Below are 25,079 nucleotides of genomic sequence, written 5' to 3'. Positions count from 1 at the left end.
CGGGCTGGCTCATGAACATCAGCATCCATCCGCTTGCATGCCAGGACCACCGCATCATAGAGAGCCGTTCCACCCTGCGTTCTCATACCCTCTTTGTAGTTCGCATATTGGTCCCTCGTCATGAAGGGGCTCACACTGACTTCCTCGGTGAATGTGGCCACGAAGACCTTGTCGTCAGCGCGGTTGAGCACTTCGTACAGAAGGTCGGAGGCAGCCTGGACAGCGGGCCGGAATAGCTTGGTCCGGCCCTGCGAGCCGCTGCTGTCTATCAGAAGCCCGATGCGAAGCGGCAGGTCCTTGGCCGACCGGACCTCGACCACCGACTGCGGGGGTTCCTTATTGTCCAGAATCGACAGGTCAGACGCAGTGATTCCCTGGACGGGATGGCCATGGCCGTCCTCGGCGAAGAACGGCACCGTCACCATCGATGGTTCACCGGATGGGTGTGCGGCGGACACCTGTGGACTCGCTGCGCCGGCGAATAGTGCGGTTAGCGCGAAAACCAATGCCAGTCCCAACCATTTCATGGGCTGGAGTTTGTATCACATTCTCCGAGCCGTCAACCGAGAGAAAGGCGGATATAATCCCCGCCGCTAAGAGCGGCGGGCAGCCCACTCAACCGCGGTTCCGGCGGTCGGTGCTCCGGGGCGGAACTGCCCGTAACTTACGCTAAGGGGATTTATCAACAGTTACATCCGTCTCTCGCCCCGTGCTTGCCTTGCATTGACTTGTACTCAGGGCGCGCCTACGATTCCCTCAGAAGTGGGGTAAGGATCTCGCCCGTGGCAAGCCGGGTTTCGGGTCAACTGAAAGGAAGCCATGAAGATCCTACTTGCTATCGATGGGTCGAAGTGCTCAGACGCCGCTGCCCAGAGCATCGCTGAGCAGCTTCGCCCCCAGGGCAATGAGGTAAAGGTACTGAGCGTGGTCGAACCCATTTCCACTGCACCCACGCCGCAAATGTCGCCGGGCTGCTATCCGGAACTCGAAGGCCAGAAACGCGAAGCGAAGGCCTTGGTAGAGCAGACCACGAAGACGTCGTCGACTCGCAGGAGACTCAAATGAAATTGCGGAATGTGTTTTTGGCAGTCGCGATTCTTGTAGGAATCGCCGGGGCACAGGAGACTCATCTCACGTGTACCCTTACCCACGTCGACGGCAATAAGGTAAGTTACCACTACGAAAAGCCAGCCATGATCAACGAGGCTGAGAGCACGGCTAAGTTCGACGCAGGAAACACCGACGGGTCCGCCTCTCGGGCGACGTTCACCGACACGAACGTGTCGTGGAGTGACGACACCTCTACGCAGGACCTTGAGAAACGATCCTCGTATGACCTCAGCCGCGCAACCGGCGTGTTGGAGGTATCTTCTTACTCAGCGGGACGTCATAACAGTCCGGTGACCACGCACTCCACTTGGCAGTGCGAGGTCACAAAGAAGAAGTTCTAGTGGGACAGGCTATCTCCTCACGACAACGCCCGACGCCCCCGCCCGCGCGATCGCGACGCCGGAATGTGCGCCCAATAGCCACGGCACGCCAGCCCGCGCGCGCCCCCCTCGTGTCACTCTTGTGAGGGGGCGCTCTGAGGGTGCCCCTTTCCCTCCTCCCGTCAACGCGGCGTGCCAGATAGCCATTTGAGGGGGTGGCCCACTCAAGCCTGCTTCTGGCTTGATCTCCGTGGCTAAGTCCTTTGCTTCATCGGATCACGTGGGGGAGAGGAGGGGCTGTCCCAGCGCCATCACTTCTTCCGGACGTAGAGCAGCTTGTCCACCTCCGCCACCACGTTGCCTTCGCGGTCGGTGACCGTGACCTGGAACTGGGGTTCGACCTTGCCCTGGGCCTCCACCGCCGCCTTGATCTCGGCGATCTGCTCGTCGGAGAGCCGGAAGAGCGCCTGCACCACGCCCTTGCCCGGGCGCTTGAAGCGGATGGTGGCAGCCTTGTCCCAGACGATGTACTCCGGCCCCAGCAGGTGGATGAGCATCAGCATGTAGAAGGGATCGCACATGGAGTAGAGCGACCCGCCGAAGTGGGTGCCCACGTAATTGCGGTTGTAGAAGCGCAGGGGCATCTCCACGCGGATGCTCTTGAAGTCGTCGGCAAGCTCGGTGACGCGCACGCCCGCGCCCAGGTAAGGAGGGTACAGGCGCAGGCGCCGCTTCAGTCTCTTGGCCGTCATGGTTCTCCTGGTATCGGTCGGCTTTGACTCTCTTGCCGAGAGGATACTAGAGCCGGCGGCCCGCCCGTCCCGTCTCCGCCGGCTCCCAGCGGCCAAGAAAAAACGCCTCCGCACGAGGCGTTCTGGACAGTGAGAACCGGGAACTGGAACCGCTCTTACCCCTTCACGCTGACCTTGGAGAAGGAGAGCACCACCCGTCCGGGGGCGGGCTGGCCGAAGGCGGTGGCCGGCCGGAAGACGGTGAAGATCATGAAGTTGTCCACCTCGCGGACGAGCTGTTCGCTGGCGTGGGGAGCGTTGAGGATGCGGTAGTCCTGCACCCGCCCGTTCTCGTCCACGAAGGTCTCCACCACCAGCGAGTCGTCGTTGACCGCATTCAGGGTGAACTGCGAGGCGGCCAGTTGCGGCGGCGTGTACAGCAGCGTGGGGACGTCGTTCTTGTTGGGGGCCGCGCGCACCGAGGGCGGCACCGCGAAGTATCCGATGAGCAGCCCGAACATCAGGACGGCGCTCACCAGGCCGGCAGTGGCCGGCAGAAGGAAGCCGTTGACCGCGTCTTCCAAGCGCACCAGCAACCCTTCCCAGCGGCGGCGCACGCTCATGGAGGCCTCGCTGGAGAGGGCGACGCGCAGCTTCAGGGCCAGGTCGGCGGGGGCCTTCTTGCGCCCCAGGTCCGCCACCAGCCGCTGCGTCTGCTGCAGCCCTGCGTACTCCGCCGCGCAGGCAGGGCAAGCCTCCAGATGCTCGCCGATCGCCCGCATCTCGCGGCCGGTGACCGCGCCGTCCAGATACGTCGAGAACAGGGACTGGGCCTGCATGCACTTCATGGCAACACCTCGGCTTCTCCCCCGATGCTCACGGGACGCTCGGCCTGGTCCCGCGCTTCCGGCGTGGCGGAGGGGCCCGGAGCCTTTAGCCCCAGCTCCGGCCCCACCTCGCGCACGTAGGCTTCCAGGCGCTTCTTCAAAGCCCCGCGGCCGCGCATCAGCCGCGACTTCACCGTGCCCAGGGTGACCTGCATGACCTCCGAGATCTCCTCGTACGACAGTTCCTCGATGTCGCGCAGGATCACGGTGGTGCGATACGGCTCGGAAAGCTGCTTGAGCTCGGCTTCCACGCGCGCCCGCACTTCTTCGTGGGCGAGGTTGTCAAAGGGCGACTCGCTCGCGTCGGCCAGCGTGTCCTTCAAGCCCTGCGAGCCGGAGGCCTCCTGCGCGGGCTCGGGCTCGATGGTGGTCTCACGGCTCTTGTGCCGGAACCACCAGCGCCGCCGGTTGGAAGCTTCGTGGATGGCGATGCGGTACATCCACGTCTTCAGGCTGGACTCGCCGTGGAAGCGCTTCATGCCGCGGAACACCTTCAGGAAGACTTCCTGGGTGGTGTCGGCGGCGTCGGCGGGGTCGTTGAGGATGCGGTACACCAGGCTATAGATGGGCTGGTGATAATGCGCGATCAGCCAGGCGTACGCCTCCTCGGAACCGGCCTTCAGCTCGGCTACCACCGAGGCTTCTTCGGCCCGGACCGCGATCGCACTGGCGAGGTCGGCCAACGTCGTTGCTCCCGCCACGACCTTCATGGCGTCCATCCCAAAGGTAGCAGGATTCCTACCCCCGCAACAACCTCTCCTCAGTAACCGGAGACGGCCAACCCCCACCCCCGGCCACCAGGCCTAGTACCAATAGACGCCCCCTACCCGCCTTAGGTTCCCGGGAAGAGGAGGAAATCCGCTACCCCTTGCCTACCTTGAGCTTACGGCCAAAGAACGCAGCGTGTCGCCTTTCTTGCGCGCCCCTATTGCGGGCTGGTCGACGAGGAGGCAGGGCTGGTGGCGGCGGTCTTCTTCTTGGCCGCGCCCTTGCTTTTCGCGGCGGGCTTGGTGTCGTCGATGATGATCTTCTTGGGCGCGGCCGGCTTGGGCGGGGGCGGAGCTTGAGCGCGCAGGCGGGCGATCTCGGCGTCGCGGGCAGTGGCCAGGACCTCCAGGCGGTCGGCGAAGGCGCGGCGCGCGCGGTCGAAGGCGGAGGCGTCCTGGACCAGGGATTGGGAATCGCCCTGCGGACCTACCCGCCCGGCTGCCTCGGCCAGCGGCGCCAGCACGTCGTAGAGCGCGTTCAGGTTGCGGTAGAGCTTGAAGCTGGCAGCCAGGTCGTCGGGATGGGCGCGCACCTGCTTCACCAGCTCGGGCAAGGCCGCGGCCAGGTTGCGCTGCAGCGCGGCGGATTGCTGCTGCAGAGCATCCTTGCTTGAGCCATCCGTCTTCCACTTGTCGATGCGCAGCGCTCCCAAGTCCTGCAGCGTGGCCAGCGTTGCCTGTTCGATAGGGCGGAGCAGCTGGTCGGAGGGCGCGGCCGTGGCTGGAGCCGAGACCGCAGCCGCAGCCGGAGCGGCCGGGGAGGAAGTGCGGGCGGGCGGGTACTGCGGGGAAGACGGGTACTGCGCTAATGCGATGGCGGGCGGCAACAACAGGACGAGCAGGGCTGCGGTGCGCTGCATACAACCTCCCACGCCCCCGGGGATTCTCCAGGGTGCGGTGCGTCTTCTTGCGGAAGAAGCGCGGTGGCGCCGCGCGCAGCTTCGGGGGACGGATCGAGGTGGCGTAGCCAAGATTGTAGTGCTTTGCCGGGCGGAAGAACAGGGCTGCCGCGGTTCCCACCCTCCTTCTGGCGGTTTGACTAAGGGGGCAGGCTGGGCGAAAATGATGACGATCCTTCCTTTTCCTACGAGTGGGCCTGTGGCGCAGCTGGGAGCGCGCTTCCATGGCATGGAAGAGGTCGTCGGTTCGATCCCGACCAGGTCCACCAGATTCCCCTTCCTGAAGCGGCCGCTGACCCTCGCCCGTCCCAAGTAGCGCAACGCGGCGTGCCGATGATTCACGCCTTGTTTGCGGCCGCGCTCTTCACGGCGAAGAAGAGGTAGCACATGGCGATGGCGAAGCAGATCAGCCACCAGAAGGGGATGCTCTTGCCCCAAAGATCGAAGGCCATATTGATGAGGAGGGCGGGAGTGACCGCCACCGCCGCCAGCCGCATCATCACCCCGTACTCCACCTTCAGCTTGATCATGGAAGCGAAGCCCATGCCGATGGCCGCGTACAGCAGGAGCTGCAGGATGCGGTAGATGTAGCCGAAGAGGATGGCGAAAGGCGCCACCATCACCAGCAGGAGGTTCTTGAAGGTGAGCAGCCAGTCCAGCGCCTTCTCGCGGTTGAACTCGAAGTGCTGCACCTGGGAGAGGTCGTACTCGCGCACCTCCATGTTGCTCTGCCGCGAGATGAGCCGGCTCTGGGTGAGCAGAAGGAAGGCGCTGGGGTGGCCGTCCAGGGAGGTGATCTGCCCGCTGGTGTCGAGGATGGCGAGTTCCTTCCCGGTGTCCGGATCTTTGATGAAATAAGGTGTGTCCACCGTGGTCGAGACCTTGCCCTTATCGATGGTGATGGGCGGGATCTGGCCGATGATCTTGGGAGCATCGTGGGTGGCGAAGTCCGAGAAGGTCACCTGCATCTTGATCAATACCGGCAACCAGCTCAGCACCACCACCAGCAGCAGGTAGGCCGCGCCTACACCCTGCCAGCGCGCGCCCACGTCCTGGTACAGATCGGCAGAATAGAAGGCCATGTAGAGGGCCTGGAAGACGGAGTAGCGCTTCCTGGACGGCGCCTGGGGCGCGGGCGGCTGGGGTGTGACGGGGCCAGGGGATGACATGGTCGTCTCCTGCGACCGAGCGGGGTTAAGGGTCGGGGGCATCTTAGCCGGGGACGGCGGTGGAAGCAACCGGTCCCTACCGAACCGCGGCGGCGAACAGAATTTGCTCCCGGGGCAAAATGGTCTAGAATGCCCGCTCAAGCCCCACACGACCCATGCCCGAACCGCTCGAGCTCATGCCTGCTTGTGAGCGCTGCCACGGAAGTCGCAGCGCCCGCATGCACTTCCTTCTCCCCGGGGACGTCAGCGTCATCGGCCCCACCGTGGACCGGGTCACCGCCCTCGCCCGCCAGGAGTGGGGCACGGATTCGGAGAAGCTGGGAGACATGGGGCTGGCGCTGCAAGAGGCCCTGGCCAACGCCGTCGTCCACGGCTGCAGGAGGGACCCGGCCAAGAGCGTGGAGTGCTGGGTAGCGTGCGACCAGGAGCAGGGGGTGCTCATCGTGGTGAGTGATCCCGGCCCCGGCTTCGACCTTGCCTCCCTGCCGGACCCCAAGAGCCCGCGCCATCTCCAGAAGGACCACGGCCGCGGCATCTACCTGATCTGCGAACTGATGGACGAGGTCCACTTCCGGCGCGAGGGCGCCGAGATCCACATGCGCAAGTCCTGAGGCGCGCGTCCAGGGCGCGCTAGCCGAACGAGGCCACTGCCTGCTCCTCGTCGGGGAAGACGGGAAAGAGCGTGAGCAGGCCCACCAGTTTGAGGGTCTTCTGGGCCATGGGGGAAGGGTTCACCAGCTTGAGCGCGCCCCCGCGCTTGGTGGCCGAAGTGAGCAGCTTCATGAGCGCCCCGATGCCGCTGGAGTCGAGCATCCCTACCTCCGCCAGGTTGATGACCAGGCAGGCCTCGCCCGATTCCAGCAGTTCACCGGTGGCGCGATTGAACTGGTCCAGCGCTTGGCCCAGGCGCAGGTCACCGCGCAACTGGATGATCTCGACTGTGCCGCGCCTTCGGATGTTGATGTCCACAGCGCCCCTCCGGTGCCGCGCATTATAGCCCCTGCGTCAACTCCAGGGGCGAAAACCGGTGGGAGCACCTTCAGGGACGGATCTCGATAGGGGTGCCGTCGGGGACCGCGCGCCAGATCTCCTCGATCTCTTCGTCGGTCACCGCGATGCAGCCGTCGGTCCAGTCATGCAGCGTGTGAGCGGCGCCGATCCAGCCCTGGCCGTTGGGCAGCCCGTGCAGGAAGATGTCGCCCCCGGGGCTGACCCCCAGGCGCCGCGCCCGTGCCCGGTCCTGGGCGCTGGGATAGGAGATGTGCAGCGCGCGGTGGAACTGGCTGCGGGGATTGCGGCGGTCGATGACGTAGAGCCCTTCCGGCGTGCGATGGTCGCCCTGGCGTGTCTTGGGGCCCACCGGCTCGCTCCCCAGTGCGATCCTGTACGTCTTCAGCAGGCGGCCGTGGTCCAGCAGCATGAGCTTGCGCTCGCTCTTGAGCACCAGAATCTTGTCCGCCTTCCCGGGCGCCGCGGGTGCGGCCCCCTGCGCGAGCCCGGCGAGGAAGAGCGCCAGGACCAGGACGATTCGGCCGCGCGCCACCAAGGTCATTCCCGGAAGGAGGCGACCGCGCGCGGGATGCTGTCGAAGACCTCGAAGAGACTGAGCAGCCCGGTCAACTGCAGGGCGTTGCCGGTGGAGTCGGAGGGGCGGACCAGCTTCACCATCCCGCCGCGGCGCTTGCAGGTGCTGAGCAGGTACACTAGGTTGCCGATGCCGGTGGAGTCGATGGCGGGAACGTCGGCCAGGTCCACCACCAGCCAGATGCCTCCGGCCTGCAGCATCTCGTCGGCGTGCCGGCGGAAGACGGCGTTGGCCTCGCTCCCGCGGAACGGTCCTTTCAGCTTCATCCCTTTCAGTTGGCCGTAGTTCAGGACCTGGATCTCCACGCCCCCTCCTTCCCGCCTTACCGGGCCGAAGAGATTGTAACCGCGTTGCTCTCCGGCGCAACCGCGGCGCCGTCGCGGAACGCAACGGTCTTTCCGGAGATGGCCGGCACGCGCTCCCCCGGCACCACGATGCCCACCAGGTTGAGCGGGTCGGCGGCGGAGAGCGTGACGGTCTCGCCGGAAGCAGCCAGGTTGCGCAGGGCGCGCAGCGACTCCACCGCCTCCGGCAGCGCGAACTGCTCGCCCAGGAAGCCGGAGACGAAGCGGCCGCCGCGCACCTCGCCGCGGTCCTCCAGGCGGCGGAAGGCGAGGAGCAGCTCGCGCCAGCGCGGCGCCAGCGCTTCGCGCGCCAGCAATTCGCGGAAGACCACGCCGTAGCGCCGCAGCAGCATCCAGCAGGTGGCCTCGACGGCGCGCGCCCGCTCGGCGGGCTCGCCGGAGTAGAGCAGGGACCAGCGTCCGGCGCTGTGCCGGGGACGCGCGCTGCGCCCCGCGCCCTGCCCGGCGCGCCGCTTGGGATCGAGGAGGGCGCGCAGGTTGTCGAAGCCGTCGGCGGTGATCAGCCCGCCCGCCACCAATTCCCACAGCGCGGTCTCCACCTCCGACTTCAGCTTGCCGGTGCCGCGCACGATGTCGGGGAAGAACGAGGCCCCGCGCGCGGCCAGGAACTTCAGCACCTCGCGCGCTCCTGGGCTCAAGCCGCGCGCCTCGTCGTGCTGCGCCTCGGGGCGGGTGGGGATCATCCACTCCGCCTCTTCCCGCACGAAGAAGGTGATGGGGGCGACGCTGGTGGGGATCACGCGGCGGCCGGCCGGACCGGAGTCTTCCAGGGTCGCGGGATGCGGCGAGAGCCGGCCCCAGCCCACCGCGCCGGTCAGGCAGAGCTGGTCGAGCACCTTGGGATCGTAGTTGGCGACGCGGCGCGCCAGCACCTGCGGCTCCCAGGCGTTGGCCGGGATCTCGAAGCCCTGGAGCTGACGCAGGACCTCGAGTGTGCCGCGCTCGCCCACGACCTGCGTCTGCGGCGCGAGATGCTGCCAGCGCAGCAGCCAGCGCAGGAAGACCGCAGACGTCGCCGGCTCTACCTGCTTCCGCAGCGTGCCCAGCGTGAGGCGGTGGATGCGCGCCAGCAGCCGCCGCTCGCACCACTCCTGGGGCATCGGGTGATCGGGGGATGGGGTGATCGGGTGATCCGAGGTGAAGTTGCCGCGCAGCACGGAACCCGAAGCTTCGAGACGCAGCAGAGCTTTCTCGATCTCGCTGGCGGCGAAGCCGAGCGTGCGGCCGAGATGCTCGACCGTCACCGGACCGCTGTGCAGCATCCAGCCGCGCACCAGGGCCAGCAGGGCATCGTCGAGGGTGGGCTGGTCTTTCTCGATCTCGGGCAGGGTGGCTTCGAAGTGCGCGGTGGGGAAGAGCACGGCGAAGCTCTTGGCCCGGTCGGCCGCCACCCAATACGTGATGTCCCCGGCGACGGCGCGGGTGGCGCGGCGCTGGGCGGCAAGGGTCTCGAAATGGCCGAGCCATGTTGAGCAAGAACGCACAGCCGGGGGCGGCTGCGCCACACAAGCTTCGGGCAGCGCGACCAGAGTCTGCAGCGCGTCGTGCAATTCGTCGGCATCGCGCACGTCGGGCCAGGCGTCGGCGCGAACTTCCTCGATGGCGGCGGGATCGAGCTTGCCCACCTCCTCCAGCACCGACTGCGGCAGCACCCGCCGCAATTCCACGGCGCGGGCGCGGCGCTCTTCCAGAGGCGCGTCGTCGAGGAAGGCGTAGGGATTGGCGTTCAGGATCTCGTGCGCGAACTGCGAGGGCACGGGCGTGTCCACCGCCAGGCAGCGGATGCGCCCGGCCGTGATCTCTCCGAGCAGCCGCCGCAGGCCTTCCAGGTCCATGGCCTCCGAGAGCACGTCCTTCATGACCTCGCGCACCAGCGGGTGGTCGGGGATCTGGATGTCGCCCACGATATTCTCCTGGCAGGCGGCCACGTCGGGGAAGACCGCGGCCAGCAGGTCGTCGGAGAGCATGCGCTGGATCTGCGGCGGGACTTTCTTGCCGCCGCGGAAGCGCAAGAGCGCCAGGGCGCGGCTGGCGTCCCAGCGCCAGCGCGTGCCGAAGATGGGCGAGGCCAGTGCCGCCTGCTCCAGCACCGTCTGCACCGTCTCTTCCGCAAGGAAGTGGAAGACGTCGGAGAGCGGGAAGCTGTGCTGCTCGGCCAGCGAGATGTTGAGGCCGTTGTCGGTGGCCGCGGCCTGCAACTCGAAATTGAAGGAACGGCAGAAGCGCTTGCGCAGCGCCAGTCCCCAGGCCTTGTTGACGCGCCCGCCGAAGGGAGCGTGGATCACCAGCTGCATGCCGCCGCCCTCATCGAAAAAGCGCTCGGCGATGATGGTCTGCTGTGTGGGCACGGCGCCCAGCACGGCGCGCCCTTGCACGATGTGGTCCACGGCCTGCTCCGCGCCGGCATCGTCGAGGCCGCAGTGTTCTTTGAGCCAGGCCACCGCGGCCGCGACTTCGGCACTCTGTTGCGTCACGCCCCCCGGGCGGACGTTGGGCACCATGTCGCTGATCGTCTGCCGCAGCTCCGCCACCTGCGCGGAAAGTTCCTGGGTGCGCGCCGGGGCCTCCCCGCGCCAGAAGGGGACGCCGGGCGCGGCGCCGTGGGCGTCCTCCACCAGCACGCGGCCGGACTCGATCCGCCGGATTCGCCAGGAGGTGTTGCCCAGCAGCATGACGTCGCCCTTCATGCTCTCCACGGCAAAATCTTCGTCCACCGTGCCCACCACCGTGCCCTCGGGCTCGGCCACCACGGTGTAGAGAGCGTTGTCGGGGATGGCGCCACCGGAGGTGATGGCGGCGAGCCGGGCGCCGCGTCGCCCGCGCAGGCGCCCGTTCACGCGGTCCCGGTAGAGATAGGCGCCGAAGCGGCCGCGGCTGGCCGCGATGCCTTCCGAGAGCATCTCCAGCAATTCGTCGAAATCCTCGCGGCGCAGTTCGCGGTAGGGATGGGCGCGGCGCGCCAGCGCGAACAGATCCTCTTCCTTCCACTCCTCGGCGGCGCAGGCAGCCACCATCTGCTGCGCCAGGACGTCGAGGGGCGCGGGCGGGATCTCGAGCTTGTCCAGCTCGCCCAGCCGCAGCGAGCGCACCAGCGCGGCGCACTCCAGCGACTCGTCGCGGGTGGAGGCGAAGATGCGTCCCTTGGGGATGGCGCCGCGCCAGTGTCCGGCGCGGCCGACGCGCTGCAAGGCCACCGCGATGGAGCGCGTGGAGCCCAACTGGCAGACCAGGTCCACGAAACCGATGTCGATGCCCAATTCCAGCGAAGCCGTGGCCACCAGCGCCTGCACCTGGCCTTCCTTCAGTTTCTTCTCCGCTGCCAGGCGCAGCTTGCGGGAGAGCGAGCCGTGGTGCGCGGCCACCGCCTCCTCGCCCAAGCGCTGGCCCAGGTTGTGGGCCACGCGCTCGGCCAGCCGCCGCGTGTTGACGAAGATGAGCGTGGAGCGGTGCTGGCGCACCAGCTCGACCAAGCGGTCGTAGATCTCGTCCCACATCTCGTTGGAGGCGACGGGGCCGAGTTCGCTGCGCGGCACCTCCACGGCGAGGTCGAGCTGCCGGCGCTGCCCGACGTCGACGATGGCAGGCAGCGGCCGCTCGCTGCCCACCAGGAAGCGCGCGATCTCTTCGATGGGCTTCTGCGTGGCGGAGAGCCCGATGCGCACCGGGGAGCGCGGCAGCAGCGCCTCCAGCCGCTCCAGGGACAAGGCCAGGTGCGAGCCGCGCTTGTCGTCGGCGACGGCATGGATCTCGTCCACGATCACGGTCTCGACGTCGCGGAGGATGGCGCGGCTGCTGCCCGCGGTCAGCAGGATGTAGAGCGACTCCGGCGTGGTGACCAGGATGTGCGGCGGGCGGCGCAGCATGGCGCGGCGCTCGTGCATCAGGGTGTCGCCGGTGCGCACCGCCGAGCGGATCACCGGCATCAGCAAGCCGCGCTCCCCCGCCAGCGCCAGGATCTCGCCCAGCGGGATCTCCAGGTTCTTCTGGATGTCGTTGCCCAGCGCCTTGAGCGGCGAGATGTAGAGCACCTCGGTGCGGTCGAGCAGGCCGCCGGCCAGCGCCTTGCGCACCAGGCGGTCGATGCAGGCCAGGAAGGCGGCCAGGGTCTTGCCCGAGCCCGTGGGCGCGGAGATCAGGGTAGCGCGGTCGTTGAGGATGTGCGGCCAGCCCTGCTCCTGGGGCTCGGTGGGGGTGCCGAAGCGGCGTGCGAACCACTCCTGCACCAGGGGATGCGCCCAAGCCAGGGAGGGAACCGCGGGATGCATTGCGCTATTCTACCCAGTTTTCCCAGTTTCGCAATATCTTCGCCTGTAGAAATCCGCTCCGGCGGCCTCCCACAGTGGTATGCTCTCCCTCCCTTGAGAATGCTCGACCGCGCGAGGACGCGTGCCCAAGACCATTCTCTGTATCGACGGCAAGCCCGAAGCCCTGGAGGTCTGGAAGGCGGCGCTGGAAGGCGCCGGCTTCCGCGTGTTGGCCACCACCAGCGGTAATGAAGGCATCGAGCTTTTCCACCAGGGCGGTGTGGACCTGGTGGTGGTGGACTTGAAGTCGCGCGACACCCACGGCGCCGAAGTGGCGCGGCAGTTGCGCAAGCTCAGTCCCCAGCTTCCTGTGGTCATGCTCTGCGGCAGCTACTGGTGGCCCCCGGAGGCGGCGCTGGAGTTCGTGAGCGCCCTCGTCATCAAGGGCGACGGCGCCCAGGCCATCGTGGATAAGGTCCAGGAACTGCTGGCCGCGCCCGCGCCCGCCGCCAAACAGTCGTAGCCATCTCCCGGGGTACAATCCCAGCATGGCGCCGACCCTGAAGGAGTTGATCCGCTGCCCCAAGTGCGGCGGGGCGGAGATCGTCTACTCCCGCGAGCCCAAGTGCTGCTTCAACCACGTCTGCGCCGACTGCCGCTCCACCTTCGAGATCAACACCCGCAAGACCGGCCGCTTCGACCGGGAAGCCGACCTGGAGTTCGCCGAACCGCTCTCGGGGGAGCCCACCACCGGCTGCGCCGCCTGCGACAGCCTGCAGCTGGCGGTCTTGAGCGCCGGTGAGAACCAGACCCTGCTGCTGTGCGGCCGCTGCCGCGCGGTGCTCACCTTGGCCATCGAGGAGTTCGTGCCCGGGCAGTTCTAGGAGGTCCTCATGCCCCGAAGACCGGATCCGCAAACCGCTCTGCGTCAGCACCTCCTTTACCTGTTGGGCGGCGGCGGGGCTCACCTGAGTTTCGAGAAAGCTGTCGCCCACCTGCCCGCGAGCGCGCGCGGCCGCCGGCCCGACAACATGCCGCACAGTCCCTGGGAGATCCTCGAGCACCTGCGCCTCGCGCAGTGGGACATCCTGGAGTTCAGCCGCGACGCCAGGCATGTCTCTCCCGACTGGCCGGCAGGCTACTGGCCGAAGGGCGCTGCCCCGCCCTCCCCGGCGGGCTGGGAGAAGAGCGTGCGCCGCTTTGGCGCCGACCGGAAGGCCATGGCACGTTTGGTGGCGGACCCCAAAACGGATCTCTACGCGCGCATCCCCCACGGCGACGGCCAGACCATCCTGCGCGAGGCGCTGCTGCTGGCCGACCACAACGCCTACCATCTGGGCGAGTTGGTGACGGTGCGCCGCCTGCTGGGAGCTTGGCGCGATTAGCGCCTGCAACTTGCTTGCGGTACAGTATTTGTTTCCACAAACCGGGAACCGGCAACAGGGAACTGGGGACCGATCATGTCCAAGCCGCGCGCCAAGAAGATCAAGCTGTTGTTGTTCGACGTCGATGGGGTGATGACCGACGGCACCATCTGGTTCTTTCCCGCACCGCCGGGCGTGCCGGCGGCGAACCGCGAGCCGGCGCTGGGCGAGGACGGCAAGCCTGTCCTGGCGGCGCCCAGCCGGGCCTTCCTGGAGGCCAAGGGGTTCCACGCCCACGACGGCACCGGCATCACCCTGGCGCGGCTGGGCGGGCTCAAGACCGGGCTCATCACCAAGCGCATCTCCGAGACCGTGGCCCTGCGCGCCCGCGACCTGCGCATGGATTACGTCTGCCAGGGCGTGGAGGACAAGGTGGACGCGCTGGAGGAGATCCTGAAGAAGGAGCGGATGACCGCCGCCGAGGTCGCCTATGTCGGCGACGACGTGATCGACCTGCCGGTGATGCGGCGCTGCGGGCTGGCCGTAGCCGTGCCCAACGCCCGCGAGGAGGTCAAGGACGAGGCCCACATCATCACCGATCACCGCGGGGGCGAAGGCGCGGTGCGCGATGCCGTCGAGTACATCCTGCAGGCCCAGGGCAAGTGGCACGAGGTGGTGGAAGGCTACGTGGCCGCCCGCTCGGGCCGCCGCTCATGAAAAGGCCCGCCGGCTGCGTCGCCAGCCGGCAGGCCTCCCTGTCTCTCTGGGCATTCGCCCCGGCGGGCGAACGCTCTACCTGTTCCCACAGACCCTGGAGCGGGAAAAAAGTCGTGGCCGGCAGGGAGGTTCTCCTGCCGGCCACGGGTTCCGCAAGAGGGTCTACTGCGGGATGACGGTGGTCTTCTCGCCCATCAGGTCGGCGAAGCGCGGGTCCTTGCGGATCTGGGCGAAGACGTCGTCCTTGTAGACATCACTCAGCTTGTCGTAGCCGTCCTCCTTGGCCCGGCGCAGGTACAGCAGGCAGCGATCGGAGTTGCCCGCCTGCGCGTACATCTTGGCCAGGATGTAGGAATAGTGAGCGCGGTCGCTGGGCGAGGCCAGGTGCGCGGTCACGCCCGCCATGGAGAGGCGCTCGAAGATGTCGGGATCCAGCTCCAGCGCGCGCAGATACTCCTTCATGGCCAGATCGATCTCCTTCCGCTCGAAGTACGCGGTTCCCAGGTTGCTGTGGAAGCTGGCCGTGGCCTCCTGCAGCGCCAGCGCCTTCTGGTAGATCTTGATAGCCTTCTTGTAGTCGCGGTCGATGTAGTAGACCACGCCCAAGTTGTTGTAGGCCTCGGCGTAATCATTCTTGAGCTTGGTGGCGCGCTCGAAGTCCTTCTTGGCTTCCCGATAGCGCGCCAGCTGCAGCTCGGCGATGCCGGCCTTGTTGAAAAGCACGGCGTTCTTGGGATCTTTGCGGAGGGCGGCGCGGTAGTAGTCAATGGCGTCCACATAGGCCTTCTCGGTCCGCAGTTCATCCCCGCGCTGCTCCAGTTGGGCGAGGGTGGCATCGGCGGGCGGCGGCTCCACCCGGCGGATCTGCGGAGGCGCGATGGCGGTCGTGGGTTGCTGTTGGGCGGCGGCGAGCGGCGCCACCACCAGGAACAGGGCGGCGAGCGCGAGCACCAGGACGACGCGGGACTTCATACTTCCTCCTCAGCTAGCGAGGCTTACCCTGGCTCCCCTGGCCCGCGTCGGCCGGGCTGGGACTCGGACTGGGAGTCGGGGTGGGCGGAGCCGGCTGGCCGCCCTTGAAGAAGCCCGCGATCTTGCCGAAGAGGCCTTTCTTCTTGGGAGCCGCCGCCTGCCCGGACGCCTGCTGGCTACTACTATTATTATCTGACACCACGGCCGGGGGTAAAGGTTTCGGCTCCAGGCCCAAGAGGCGGGAGAAAAAGCCGGAGACGCCGCTGACCGAGGAATTGTCGCAGGTGTCGTGGGGTTCGGTCCCGGCGATGAAGGCGGCGACGTAGTCGTCGGGGCAACTGGCCGTGGCCAGGCGGTTGGTAACCTTATCGATCTGGACGTCCACCACCCCTGCGGGCGGGCTGAAGCCGCGCACGTCGCGATATTCGGGGTGCTGGATGGCCCGCTTCATGAACTCCGCCCAGATGGGGGCGGCGCTGTGCGCTCCTTCCAGGCGCAGGTCGCTGTAGTCGTCATAGCCCACCCAGACGATGCACAGCAGGTTGCTGGTGTACCCGGCGAACCAGCCGTCGTGCGAGGTCCCGGTCTTGCCCGCGGCTGGGGCGGTAAAGCCCATGCCTCGCACTCCCGCCGCCGTGCCCGAGTTGATCACGGCCGCCATCATGGTGGTCATCACGTAGGCCACACGCGGGTCCAGAACCTGCGTGCTCTCGCTGTGGAACTCGGCGACCGGTTGCCCCTGGGCGTCGCGCACTGAGGTGATCAGCAGAGGCGTGAGCCGCAGCCCGCCGTTGGCGAAGACGGTGTAGGCCCCGGCCACGTCCAGCGGGGCAGCATCGTAGGCGCCGATGGCCATGGCCGGGGTCGGCTCCACCGACTTGATGCCCGCGGCCCGCGCCAGCGCCGCCACCTTGTCGTAGCCCACCATCTCGGCCACCTTCACGGTGGCGTTGTTGAGCGACAGCTTCAGAGCGGTCGTGAGCGGGACGGGCCCCAGGTATTTTTCCCCGAAGTTGCGCGGCTCGTAGATCTGGTCGCCGTAGGTGAAGGTGGTGGGCGAGTCGTCGACCACGGACGCGGGCGTGAGCACGGTCTGGCTGCCGTCTAGCGCGGTGTTGATGGCGGCGGCGTACACGAAGGGCTTGAAGGCGGAGCCGGTGGGCCGGCTGGCGACGGCGTGGTTGAGCTGGCTCACGCTGTAGTTGCGCCCGCCCACCAGGGCCAGGACCTGCCCGGTGTGCGGGTCCAGCGCCAGCAGCGCCACCTGCGCCTGGGGTCCGGGCACCACCTTGGTCTCCCACCGGTCTCCTACCTTGACCCGCCGCGTGCGCAGCTTCTTGACCTGCTCATCCACGATCTTCATGCCGTACTGCACCGCCTCGGCGGCGTCGGCCTGCAGTTCGGGATCCAGGGTGGTGTAGATGCGGTAGGCGTGGTCGCTGAGGTCCTGCTCCTTGAAGCGCTCCAGCAGCGTGTCGTGGACCAGGTCCACGAAATAGGGAGCATCGCTGGCCTCCACGTTGGGCGGGGCCAGCTTGAGGGGGGTGGCCTTGGCGCGCTCGCACTCTTCCTGGGTGATGGCGCCGGTCTCCAGCATGCCGTCGAGCACCAGGTTGCGCCGCTCCAGGGCGCGGTCGGGATGGCGGTAGGGAGAAAGATAGCTGGGGGCCTGCAGCAGCCCGGCCAGCAGCGCCGCCTCGGGCACGGTCAGGTCCTTGATGTCCTTGTTGAAGTAGGCGCGGGAGGCCTCGCCGAAGCCGCGGATGGTGAACGAGCCCCGCTGTCCCATGTCCATCTGGTTGGCGTAGAGCTCGAAGATCTGCTGCTTGCTCAGCTTCTGTTCCAGGATGATGGCGATCAGCATCTCGGTGAGCTTGCGCTTCACCGTCTTCTCCGGGGTGAGGAAGAAGCCGCGGGCCACCTGCATGGTGAGGGTAGAGCCGCCCTGCTCGCGGTTCCCCTGGCCCAGGTCCGCCCACGCCGCTTCCACCAGGCGGAAGTAGTTGACGCCGCTGTGCTGGAAGAAGCGGCGGTCCTCGATGGCGACCACGGCATCCACCATCACTTTGGGGATCTGGTCGTAGCGCAGCAGGCGGCGCTTGCTGCGCTGGTCGTTGTCGGCGAGCGCGGTCACCAGTTGCGGTTCCAGGGCGTAGGCGGAGAGGGGCTGGGGCGAGCGGCCCAGCGAGAGGATGCCCTGCACCTGGCCGTCGGCGATGTGGATGCGCGCGCCCTCGGAGGCGTGGTAGGAGTCCGGACCGGGCTCGACTTCGATGCCGTCCTGCAGCATCTGGTAGGTGCCGAGACCGGATTCTCCCTGGCCCTCGGGGGCGTAGCCGGCCAGGCGCAGTTCGCGGGCGACCTGGGCGGCGGTGATCTGCTCTCCCACCCGCACCACCGGCGGGGCCGCATAGATGCGGGCGGAGTTGTTGAACAGCCGCCCCTTCAGCCGCTGGTCGACGATGCGTTCGTACTTGACGTAGAAGAAGGAAAAGACCGCCAGCCCGGCCACCCCCAGCAGCAGAAAACCGGCGAGTCCCGCCTTGATCAGGGCATGGGTGAACCGGCTCCGGCCTGCGGAGGGCTTGCGCTGCGCTTCTTTGGGTTTCACTGCCACGATGGAATGGCGGAGGCTCCGCTCGTTTGCCGACGATGGGGCGCGCCCAACCTACGGTTCTCCGGTGCTGCGGGTCGTTCGCGTCTCACGAGGCGCCAGAGCGCGTCCTCGCTTCCTGGGTGCTAGGCCCTTCCGTGGCCCGGTCCGCCGCGTCCGGCCGCGTCGCGCAACTAAATGCGCTTGTTCTTGGTGGCCGGGTTGAACTTGATGTCCAGCGGGAATCCCGGCAGATCCACGTGAACGCTATACGAGGCCGAAATGATCAGGTTGGGGCCGTCGCGGCTGATGGTGACATCCTCCGGTTTCAGGCGGATGTCGAGGTCGCGCGCCTCCTTCACGATGCTGTTCTTGATGTCGGCATCGGTCTTGTTGGGGTTGTAGGAATCCAGGCGGGCCTCGTTCTCGAGGGCGTCCTGCAGCTGGTAGTTCGCGAAATACGGAGGCAGCAGCTCCCACGCCAAGTAGAAACCGACCGCCACCAGCAAGAACCCCGCCAGCGCCTTGACTCGTTTCATGGAATCCTACGCTCCCCTGGAGCGCTCCGCCGGCAGCTTACCCGGCAGCCTGGAGCAGCTTGTGGAAGACCCCCGCTATTTCGCTGATACTAGCATCCTGGGATTCCCGTGTCGAGCGCCGCAGCACCTCCACTTTACCCTCCACCACCTTCTTGCCAACGGTCACCCGAAAGGGTATCCCCACCAGGTCGGCGTCCTTGAATTTGACACCGGGGCGCTCGTCGCGGTCGTCCAGTAGCACGTCGTAGCCGGCGCGCTCCAGGGTGCCCGCGACCTGCACCGCCGCCTGCAGCACGGCCGCATCGCCCAGATTGGTGGGCGTGACCACCACATCGAAGGGGGCGATGGAGCGGGGCAGCCAGAAGCCCTCGGCGTCGTGGTTCTGCTCCACGGCCGCCGTCAGGATGCGCTCCAGCCCGATGCCGTAGCTCCCCATGATGGGGGTGACCTCCTTACCATCCTGGTCCAGCACCACCGCCCCCATGGACTGCGAGTAGCGGTAGCCCAGCTTGAAGATGTGGCCGATCTCCACCGCCTTGGCCACGCGCAGGGGCTCGCCGCACTTGGGACAGGGCTCACCGGCGGCGACGCTGCGCAGGTCGGCCCACTGGCTGACCCCGAAGTCCCGCCCGGGTGTCACATTGCGCAGGTGATGGTCGGTCTTGTTGGCCCCGGTGATCAGGTTCTGCCGCCCCTTCAGGGCTTCGTCGGCCAGGATGAGGGGCAGCGCGTCCAGCAGGATCTGCTGGGTGGGCGTGGTGCGCGCGTCCACCTGGTACGCGGCCAGGCCCACCGGGCCGATGAAGCCCGCGGCCGCGCCGAACACCTGCTCGATCTCCTCCGGCTGCATGGGGCGAAAGGGCATGCCGCCCAGCGCCGTCTGCAGCTTGGCCTCGTTGAGGGCATGGTCGCCGCGCAGCAGCACGATCACGTTGCGCTGCTTGGGCTGCTTCTTGCCGGGCTCCTCCTCGGTGGCCACCAGGGCCAGGGTCTTGATCTTGTTCTTGGGCGAGACGCCCAGGAACTTCGAGACCTCCTCGATGGTGCGCTTGCCGGGGGTGGAGACCAGCTCGGGCTTGCCGTCGCTGGTGGGCGCCAGCTCCTGCACCGGATCCAGCCGCGAGGCGGCCTTCTCCAGGTTGGCGGCGTAGCGGCAGGCGGCGCAGGAGGCCACCAGGTCCTCGCCCGCGTCGGTCATCACCATGAACTCGTGCGACTGCGAGCCCCCCATGGCCCCGGAGTGCGCCTCCACCACCACGTACTGCAGCCCGGAGCGGTCGAAGATGCGGCTGTAGGCGTCGTAATGCTTCAGGTAGGAGGCGTCCAGGCCCTTCTCGTCCAGGTCGAAGGAGTAGGAGTCCTTCATGATGAACTGGCGCACGCGCAGCAGGCCGCTCTTGGGCCGGGCCTCGTCGCGGAACTTGGTCTGGATCTGGTACCAGATTTGCGGCAACTGCTTGTAGCTGCGCAGTTCCTTGCGCGCGATCTCGGTCATGACCTCCTCGTGGGTCATGCCCAGGCACAGGTCCGCGCCCTTGCGGTCCTTGAGGCGGAACATGGTCTCGCCCATCTGCTGCCAGCGCCCGCTGGCCTCCCAGACCTCGCGCGGGTTCAGCGCCGGCAGGTAGAATTCCTGCCCGATCTTGTCCATCTCCTGGCGCACGATGCCGGCGATCTTGTTGAGCGAGCGCCACCCCAGGAAAAGGTAGGAGTAGATGCCGGCGGCGAGCTGGCGCACGTAGCCGGCCCGCACCAGGAACTTGTGGCTGGGGACCTCGGCGTCGGCCGGGGCCTCGCGCAGCGTCGGAATGAACCGTTGTGACCAGCGATGCATAGGGGAGAGGTCATTCTAACTGACCGGAGCAGTCCTTTGGGAATTGTCATCCCGAGCGCAGCGAGGGATCCAGGTCCTCTCATGGCCTGAAGAACGCAGGCCGAGAGTCGCGCCCGAGGGATCCCTACTTCCCGCCGAGTTGCTCCAGCAACTCCCGCGCCAACTGCTGCGCTTCGCCGAAGAGCTTCTGGTACTCCAGGAAGCGGCGGTTGAGCTCGAGGGAGCGGTCGGCGGTGGGATGCGCCCGCAGGATCATGTCGCGCACGTGCACCGGGTTGGGCAGTTGCGCCTCTTCCTTCAGTTCTTCCAGCGCCGTCCGCGGATCATAGTGATACATGGCAGTTCCTCGTGGAATGCAGAATGAAGAATGGAGAATGCGGAATCAAGACACAGCGGGCGAGTGGCAGAATTCTGCATTCTTCATTCTGAATTCTGCATTCACACCATCTCCGTCCCCCACAGATCGTGCAGGTGAACGATGCCTTCGAGCCGGCCCTCGCCGTCCACCACCGCCAGCGAGGTGATCTTCTTCTGCTCCATGACGCCCAGGGCAGTGGCGGCGAACTCCTCGCCGCGGATGGTCTTGGGCGCGCGCGTCATGCACTCGCCGGCGGTCAGGTCGAGGACCTCCTTGCCGCGCTTTTGCAGCAGCCGCCTGAGGTCGCCGTCGGAGATGATGCCCAGCAGCCGCCCGCCGTCCTCCACCACCGCGGTCACCCCCAGGCCCTTCTTCGACATCTCGTAGATCACCTCGGGCATTTTCGCCTTCGGCGTGACCCGGGGCACGGCCTCGCCGGTGTGCATCAGCGCCGAGACCCGCGCCAGCTTCTTGCCCAGCTTGCCCCCGGGATGCAGGTTGGCGAAGTCTTCTTCCTTGAAGCCGCGCTTCTCGGCGAGCGCAACCGCCAGGGCGTCGCCCAGCGCCAGCATGGCGGTGGTCGAGGCGGTGGGCGCCAGGCCCAGCGAGCAGGCTTCCTTGGCGACCGAGCAATCCAGAGCGACGTCGGCGGCCTGCGCCAGCGTGGATTTGACGTTGCCCGTGATGACGATCAGCTTCGCCTCCAGACGCTTCAGCGTGGCCAGCAGGGTGAGCAGTTCCTCGGTCTCGCCGCTGAAGGAGAGCGCCAGCACGGTGTCGCCGCGCACCACCATGCCCAGGTCGCCGTGCACGGCTTCGGCGGGATGCAGGAAGAGCGAGGGCGTGCCGGTGGAGGCGAGGGTGGCCGCGACTTTGCGCGCCACCAGCCCGCTCTTGCCCATGCCGGTGACCACCACGCGCCCGGAGCAGGCGAAGAGCATCTCCAGGGCGCGCTCGAAGGCCGGGCCCATGGGCCCCGCCAGGCGCTCGGCCAGCTCGCGCAGGGCCTCCATCTCGATGCGCACCACGTTTTCGCCGGTCCGCCGCATGGAAGGAAAGAGTTTACCGCAGAGAGCGCAGAGGACGCAGAGCCAAGGAACTATTTTGCTTTCCAACGATTCAGGAAGGCGATGATCTCTTCGGGGGTGAGGGAGCGTGCAGACTCGAACTCGCCCTCCTTCTGGCTGTAGAGCAGTCTGCCGTCGCTCTCCAGCACCGCCAGCGCTGGCACCCCCTTGTCCAGCACGATCTCGTACTGCTTTACCAGGTCCAGGTTCTTGTCGACTTGTCCGATGTCCACGTTGACGACCACGAAGGTGGCGGTCAGCAGCGGTTCGATGTCGGGCCGGTGGAACGCCAAGTCCAGGACATCGCAGTCGTAACACCAGTTGCCGCCGAAGACGAGTAGGACGCGCTTGTGCTCGTGGCCCGCGCGGGCCACCGCTGCAGCGATGTCGGCTTTGGCATCGGCGTTAGCAGGGTAAAGGTCCGGGTCGAGTCGCCTGGGCTGCTGCAGGGGCAGTAAGCCGCTGCGTACCATCAGCACGATCTGTGGCGGGCTGGTGGCCGTGTTCCAGATCTGGGCGGCATCGACGTACCTGGGACTTGGCGGAGACCCCGGGGCCTGCAGCACAACCACGAAGGTCACCTCGCGGAAGTAGTCAGGCAGCTTAGGAACTTTTCCGGCGTCCAACACATCGACGCTGACGATTTTGAAACCCTCTGCCCTCCGCGCCTGCCAGAAGGCAAGCTCTTCATCGAGACTGAAGGGCTTTTCTTTCAGGTCCAAGAGACGTACCGGCGGATCCGAGGAGAAATTCGCCCTGAGGGCGTCGCTGTCGCCCGCCCGCAGCGCCCGCTCCCACCCTCCCAGGGGCTCGAAAGTCGGCGCCGACGAGGAAGGCGCGGTCGCGGAGCCAGCCCCAGCCGGCTTGGACTGCGCGCCCGCGCAGGCCAGAAAGATGGGCAGCGCCAGCATTCCCGCCAAGACTCGCTTCGATGTCATGGGACTCTCCGCAATCGCCAAGGAGAACGTTTCAAGAAGCCCGCACCGCCTTGTGCACGGCCAGCAACTGCTGCAGCACCGCGCGCAGGTGCTTGAGGTCGAGGGCGTTGGCGCCATCGGACTTGGCCTGCTTGGGGTTGTCGTGGACTTCCAGGAAGACGCCGTCCACGCCCGCCGCCACCGCCGCCCGCGAGAGCACGGGGATGAACTCCGGCTGGCCGCCCGAGACCGCCTTGCCGTCCGTCCCCGCCGAAGGCAGTTGCACCGAGTGGGTGGCGTCGAAGACCACGGGCGCGAACTCCCGCATGATGACCAGCGAGCGCATGTCCACCACCAGGTTGTTGTAGCCGAACGACGAGCCGCGCTCGGTGACGAAGACGCGCTTGTTGCCCGAGGCGTGCGCCTTCTGGACCGCGTGCCGCATGTCCCAGGGCGAAACGAACTGGCCCTTCTTGATGTTCACGGCGCAGCCGCTCTTGGCAGCGGCCACGATCAGGTCGGTCTGGCGGCAGAGGAAGGCGGGGATCTGGAGCACGTCGGCAACCTCGGCCACGCGCTGCACGTCCACGGCTTCGTGGACGTCGGTGAGCACCGGCACCTTGACCGCGCGCTTCACCCGCTCCAGCACGCGCAGGCCGCGCTCCACCCCCGGGCCGCGGTAGCTCTCGAGCGCGGTGCGGTTGGCCTTGTCGTAGCTGGCTTTGAAGATGTAGGGCAGGCGCAGCGCCTTGGCCACGCCGGCGATACACTCCGCCATCTTGACCGCGTGCTCTTCGCTCTCGATGACGCAGGGGCCCGCGATCAGGAACAGCGAGCCGTCCCCGATGTGCACCTCGCCGACTTTGAAGCTGGTCGCCAGTCAAGGACCTTTCACCGCCGAGATCGCAGAGGACGCCGAGAGGACTATTTGTTGCTCTTTGCCCGCTTGCGTTCAACGACCTCAATGGTCGCTGACGGCTTGTCATATGGCAAGTCTTCGCCGTCTGCGTTAACAATCGCGATTGGGTCGCCAACCTTGACCGTCATCCCGGGACGAAAGAACGTCTTGGAAACGTACCCCGGACCGGTTGCCGCGATGCGAAGCAACGCCCAATAGTTCTCCACCAGAGCCAGCGGTGTGCCAGGGCTGACTTGATCGCCTTCGTTCAGCAGATAGCGAACCACGTCCACGGTTCCCGACTGATGCTGCACGGTTGGGTCCAGTTCAGGTACCCGGACGAAATACCAGAAAGGCATTTGCCCCTCTGCGATCTCTGCGGTCTCTGCGGTTCAATCTTATCTTTTTCCGACCTTCTCCGGCCGGTGGAAGAGCTCGACCTCCGCCGTTTCCTTGCGCGTGCGCTGGCGCAGCCGGTTCTGGTACGAGGCCCCGAGGAAGGCCTGGAAGAGCGGGTGCGGCTCCAGGGGCTTGGACTTGAACTCGGGATGGAACTGGCAGCCCAGGAAGTAAGGATGGTCGGGGATCTCGACGATCTCCACGTAGGTGCCGTCGGGAGTGGAGCCGGTGATGCGCAGGCCGGCGCCGGTCAGCAACTGCTCGTACTCGCGGTTGAACTCGTAGCGGTGGCGATGGCGTTCGCTGATCTCCAGCGCGCCGTAGGCCTTGTGGGCCTGCGAGCCGGGCTCGAGCTTGCAGGTCCAGGCGCCCAGGCGCATCGTGCCGCCCAACTCGTCGATGCCGCGCAGTTCGCGCAGCTTGTAGATGATGCGGTGCACCGGCGTGGGATCGAACTCGCTGGAGTCCGCGCCCTCCAGCCCGCACACGTTGCGCGCGTACTCGATGCACGCCGTCTGCATCCCCAAGCAGATGCCGAAGTAGGGCACCTTCTTTTCGCGCGCGTAGCGGATTCCGTTGAGCATGCCGGCGATGCCGCGCTTGCCGAAGCCTCCGGGCACCAGGATGCCGTCGTAGCCCTCGAGCTGCGATTCGTAGCTGCGGTCGGCGGGGTCCTTGGTCTCCAGGCCCTCGGCCTCCACCCAGGTGGCGTTGAGCTTCAGGTTGAAGGCCAGCGCGCCGTGGGTGAGCGCCTCTTTCAGCGACTTGTAGGAGTCCTCGTACTCCACGTACTTGCCCACGATGGCGATGGAGACCTCGTCCTTGGGGTTGTAGACGCGGTGCACGAGCTCTTCCCACTTCGCGAGGTCGCGCTCGCGGGTCTGCAGGTGCAGGTACTTGAGCGCCAGGGTGTCCACGTTCTCGCGCGCGAAGACCAGCGGCACCTCGTAGATGGAGGCCACGTCCTTGGCGGTGATCACCGCCGGCTCCTCCACGTTGCAGAAGAGCGCGATCTTGGACTTCATCTCGGGCGCGAGGTAGCGGTCGGTGCGGCAGAGCAGGATGTCGGGCTGGATCCCGATGGAAAGCAATTCCTTCACCGAATGCTGCGTGGGCTTGGTCTTGAGTTCGCCGGCGGCAGCGATGAAGGGCACCAGGGTGACGTGCACGAAGAGCGTGTTCTCGCGGCCCAGTTCCTGGCGCATCTGGCGGATGGCTTCAAGAAACGGGAGTGATTCGATGTCGCCGACAGTGCCGCCAATTTCGACGATGGTGACGTCGGCTGTGCCCGCGACCTTGCGCATGGCGTTCTTGATTTCGTTGGTGACGTGAGGGATGACCTGT

Annotated in this window: 26 protein-coding genes and 1 tRNA gene; 7 read left to right on the top strand and 20 right to left on the bottom strand. The window is 66.8% G+C overall.

Annotation, left to right across the window (positions count from 1 at the left end):
- Positions 1 to 527 (bottom strand): hypothetical protein (locus VEG08_03120; GenBank protein ID HXZ26971.1); only part of this gene is annotated, 527 nt, incomplete at its 3' end.
- Between the two features lie 534 nt (positions 528 to 1,061).
- Between VEG08_03120 and VEG08_03115 the strand changes: the two genes are divergently transcribed.
- Positions 1,062 to 1,451, top strand: coding sequence for a hypothetical protein (locus VEG08_03115; protein ID HXZ26970.1), 390 nt, complete (start codon positions 1,062 to 1,064; stop codon positions 1,449 to 1,451).
- 290 nt (positions 1,452 to 1,741) lie between these two features.
- Here the strand turns inward: VEG08_03115 and VEG08_03110 are convergent, their stop codons facing one another.
- The 4 genes from VEG08_03110 to VEG08_03095 form a co-directional block, all read right to left on the bottom strand.
- Positions 1,742 to 2,182: a DUF4442 domain-containing protein gene (locus VEG08_03110; protein ID HXZ26969.1), complete on the bottom strand. Its 441-nt coding sequence runs from the start codon at positions 2,180 to 2,182 to the stop codon at positions 1,742 to 1,744.
- A gap of 155 nt (positions 2,183 to 2,337) precedes the next feature.
- Entirely contained in the window at positions 2,338 to 3,009 is a 672-nt protein-coding gene (locus tag VEG08_03105; GenBank protein HXZ26968.1) for an anti-sigma factor, read from the bottom strand.
- Positions 3,006 to 3,758 (bottom strand): sigma-70 family RNA polymerase sigma factor, encoded by a 753-nt coding sequence (locus VEG08_03100; GenBank protein ID HXZ26967.1) that lies wholly within the window; start codon positions 3,756 to 3,758, stop codon positions 3,006 to 3,008. Before VEG08_03100 ends, VEG08_03105 begins: the two co-directional genes overlap by 4 nt.
- 215 nt (positions 3,759 to 3,973) lie before the next feature.
- On the bottom strand, positions 3,974 to 4,675 hold the full coding sequence (locus VEG08_03095; GenBank protein ID HXZ26966.1) for a hypothetical protein: 702 nt from the start codon (positions 4,673 to 4,675) through the stop codon (positions 3,974 to 3,976).
- A gap of 232 nt (positions 4,676 to 4,907) precedes the next feature.
- Between VEG08_03095 and VEG08_03090 the strand changes: the two genes are divergently transcribed.
- A tRNA-Ala gene (locus VEG08_03090) sits at positions 4,908 to 4,983 on the top strand.
- Positions 4,984 to 5,052: 69 nt separating this feature from the next.
- Here VEG08_03090 and VEG08_03085 read toward each other — a convergent pair.
- Positions 5,053 to 5,883 carry a DUF1189 family protein gene (locus tag VEG08_03085; GenBank protein HXZ26965.1) on the bottom strand — a complete coding sequence of 277 codons (831 nt, stop codon included), beginning with the start codon at positions 5,881 to 5,883 and terminating at the stop codon, positions 5,053 to 5,055.
- Between the two features lie 218 nt (positions 5,884 to 6,101).
- Here VEG08_03085 and VEG08_03080 point away from each other — a divergent pair, with 218 nt between their 5' ends.
- Complete coding sequence (locus tag VEG08_03080) at positions 6,102 to 6,494, top strand: ATP-binding protein (protein HXZ26964.1); 393 nt, start codon at positions 6,102 to 6,104, stop codon at positions 6,492 to 6,494.
- Positions 6,495 to 6,513: 19 nt separating this feature from the next.
- On the opposite strand, the gene VEG08_03075 is transcribed toward VEG08_03080, so the two are convergent.
- The 4 genes from VEG08_03075 to VEG08_03060 all read right to left on the bottom strand — a co-directional run bounded on the left by VEG08_03075 (position 6,514) and on the right by VEG08_03060 (position 12,098).
- Positions 6,514 to 6,852 carry an STAS domain-containing protein gene (locus VEG08_03075; GenBank protein HXZ26963.1) on the bottom strand — a complete coding sequence of 113 codons (339 nt, stop codon included), beginning with the start codon at positions 6,850 to 6,852 and terminating at the stop codon, positions 6,514 to 6,516.
- A 70-nt stretch (positions 6,853 to 6,922) separates the two neighbouring features.
- Complete coding sequence (locus tag VEG08_03070; GenBank protein HXZ26962.1) at positions 6,923 to 7,426, bottom strand: L,D-transpeptidase family protein; 504 nt, start codon at positions 7,424 to 7,426, stop codon at positions 6,923 to 6,925.
- A 5-nt stretch (positions 7,427 to 7,431) separates the two neighbouring features.
- Positions 7,432 to 7,773: an STAS domain-containing protein gene (locus tag VEG08_03065; GenBank protein HXZ26961.1), complete on the bottom strand. Its 342-nt coding sequence runs from the start codon at positions 7,771 to 7,773 to the stop codon at positions 7,432 to 7,434.
- A 17-nt stretch (positions 7,774 to 7,790) separates the two neighbouring features.
- Positions 7,791 to 12,098: a DEAD/DEAH box helicase gene (locus VEG08_03060; protein HXZ26960.1), complete on the bottom strand. Its 4,308-nt coding sequence runs from the start codon at positions 12,096 to 12,098 to the stop codon at positions 7,791 to 7,793.
- Positions 12,099 to 12,219: 121 nt separating this feature from the next.
- On the opposite strand from VEG08_03060, the gene VEG08_03055 reads away from it, so the two are divergent.
- From VEG08_03055 to VEG08_03040, 4 genes are all read left to right on the top strand, one after another.
- Positions 12,220 to 12,600 (top strand): response regulator, encoded by a 381-nt coding sequence (locus tag VEG08_03055; GenBank protein ID HXZ26959.1) that lies wholly within the window; start codon positions 12,220 to 12,222, stop codon positions 12,598 to 12,600.
- A 25-nt stretch (positions 12,601 to 12,625) separates the two neighbouring features.
- The gene (locus tag VEG08_03050; protein ID HXZ26958.1) at positions 12,626 to 12,961 is read left to right on the top strand and encodes a hypothetical protein; all 336 of its coding nucleotides are present in this window, start codon (positions 12,626 to 12,628) and stop codon (positions 12,959 to 12,961) included.
- A 9-nt stretch (positions 12,962 to 12,970) separates the two neighbouring features.
- Complete coding sequence (locus tag VEG08_03045) at positions 12,971 to 13,462, top strand: DinB family protein (GenBank protein ID HXZ26957.1); 492 nt, start codon at positions 12,971 to 12,973, stop codon at positions 13,460 to 13,462.
- 75 nt (positions 13,463 to 13,537) lie between these two features.
- Positions 13,538 to 14,158 (top strand): HAD hydrolase family protein, encoded by a 621-nt coding sequence (locus tag VEG08_03040; GenBank protein ID HXZ26956.1) that lies wholly within the window; start codon positions 13,538 to 13,540, stop codon positions 14,156 to 14,158.
- 162 nt (positions 14,159 to 14,320) lie between these two features.
- On the opposite strand, the gene VEG08_03035 is transcribed toward VEG08_03040, so the two are convergent.
- The 10 genes from VEG08_03035 to VEG08_02990 all read right to left on the bottom strand — a co-directional run.
- The gene (locus VEG08_03035) at positions 14,321 to 15,130 is read right to left on the bottom strand and encodes a tetratricopeptide repeat protein (protein HXZ26955.1); all 810 of its coding nucleotides are present in this window, start codon (positions 15,128 to 15,130) and stop codon (positions 14,321 to 14,323) included.
- Between the two features lie 13 nt (positions 15,131 to 15,143).
- Positions 15,144 to 17,741, bottom strand: a complete 2,598-nt coding sequence (locus tag VEG08_03030; GenBank protein ID HXZ26954.1) for a PBP1A family penicillin-binding protein — start codon at positions 17,739 to 17,741, stop codon at positions 15,144 to 15,146.
- A gap of 176 nt (positions 17,742 to 17,917) precedes the next feature.
- Positions 17,918 to 18,262 (bottom strand): hypothetical protein, encoded by a 345-nt coding sequence (locus VEG08_03025; protein HXZ26953.1) that lies wholly within the window; start codon positions 18,260 to 18,262, stop codon positions 17,918 to 17,920.
- Between the two features lie 37 nt (positions 18,263 to 18,299).
- The gene (locus VEG08_03020) at positions 18,300 to 20,096 is read right to left on the bottom strand and encodes a proline--tRNA ligase (protein ID HXZ26952.1); all 1,797 of its coding nucleotides are present in this window, start codon (positions 20,094 to 20,096) and stop codon (positions 18,300 to 18,302) included.
- A 124-nt stretch (positions 20,097 to 20,220) separates the two neighbouring features.
- Positions 20,221 to 20,433, bottom strand: a complete 213-nt coding sequence (locus tag VEG08_03015) for a hypothetical protein (protein ID HXZ26951.1) — start codon at positions 20,431 to 20,433, stop codon at positions 20,221 to 20,223.
- Positions 20,434 to 20,534: 101 nt separating this feature from the next.
- Positions 20,535 to 21,503 (bottom strand): KpsF/GutQ family sugar-phosphate isomerase, encoded by a 969-nt coding sequence (locus tag VEG08_03010; GenBank protein HXZ26950.1) that lies wholly within the window; start codon positions 21,501 to 21,503, stop codon positions 20,535 to 20,537.
- A 50-nt stretch (positions 21,504 to 21,553) separates the two neighbouring features.
- Positions 21,554 to 22,432, bottom strand: a complete 879-nt coding sequence (locus tag VEG08_03005; protein HXZ26949.1) for a thioredoxin family protein — start codon at positions 22,430 to 22,432, stop codon at positions 21,554 to 21,556.
- Positions 22,433 to 22,490: 58 nt separating this feature from the next.
- A complete protein-coding gene (gene kdsA / locus VEG08_03000) occupies positions 22,491 to 23,318 on the bottom strand; it encodes a 3-deoxy-8-phosphooctulonate synthase (GenBank protein ID HXZ26948.1) in 828 nt (275 codons plus the stop codon).
- Between the two features lie 44 nt (positions 23,319 to 23,362).
- Positions 23,363 to 23,695, bottom strand: coding sequence for a biotin/lipoyl-containing protein (locus VEG08_02995; GenBank protein HXZ26947.1), 333 nt, complete (start codon positions 23,693 to 23,695; stop codon positions 23,363 to 23,365).
- Between the two features lie 39 nt (positions 23,696 to 23,734).
- On the bottom strand, positions 23,735 to 25,079 hold a 1,345-nt coding region (locus VEG08_02990; GenBank protein HXZ26946.1), incomplete at its 5' end, for a CTP synthase.

The sequence above is a fragment of the Terriglobales bacterium genome, assembly GCA_035624475.1.
In the GTDB taxonomy this organism is placed as follows: domain Bacteria; phylum Acidobacteriota; class Terriglobia; order Terriglobales; family Acidobacteriaceae; genus DASPRL01.
The sequence above is the reverse complement of the archived record's forward strand: the minus strand, read 5'-3'. Positions and strand labels throughout refer to the sequence as shown.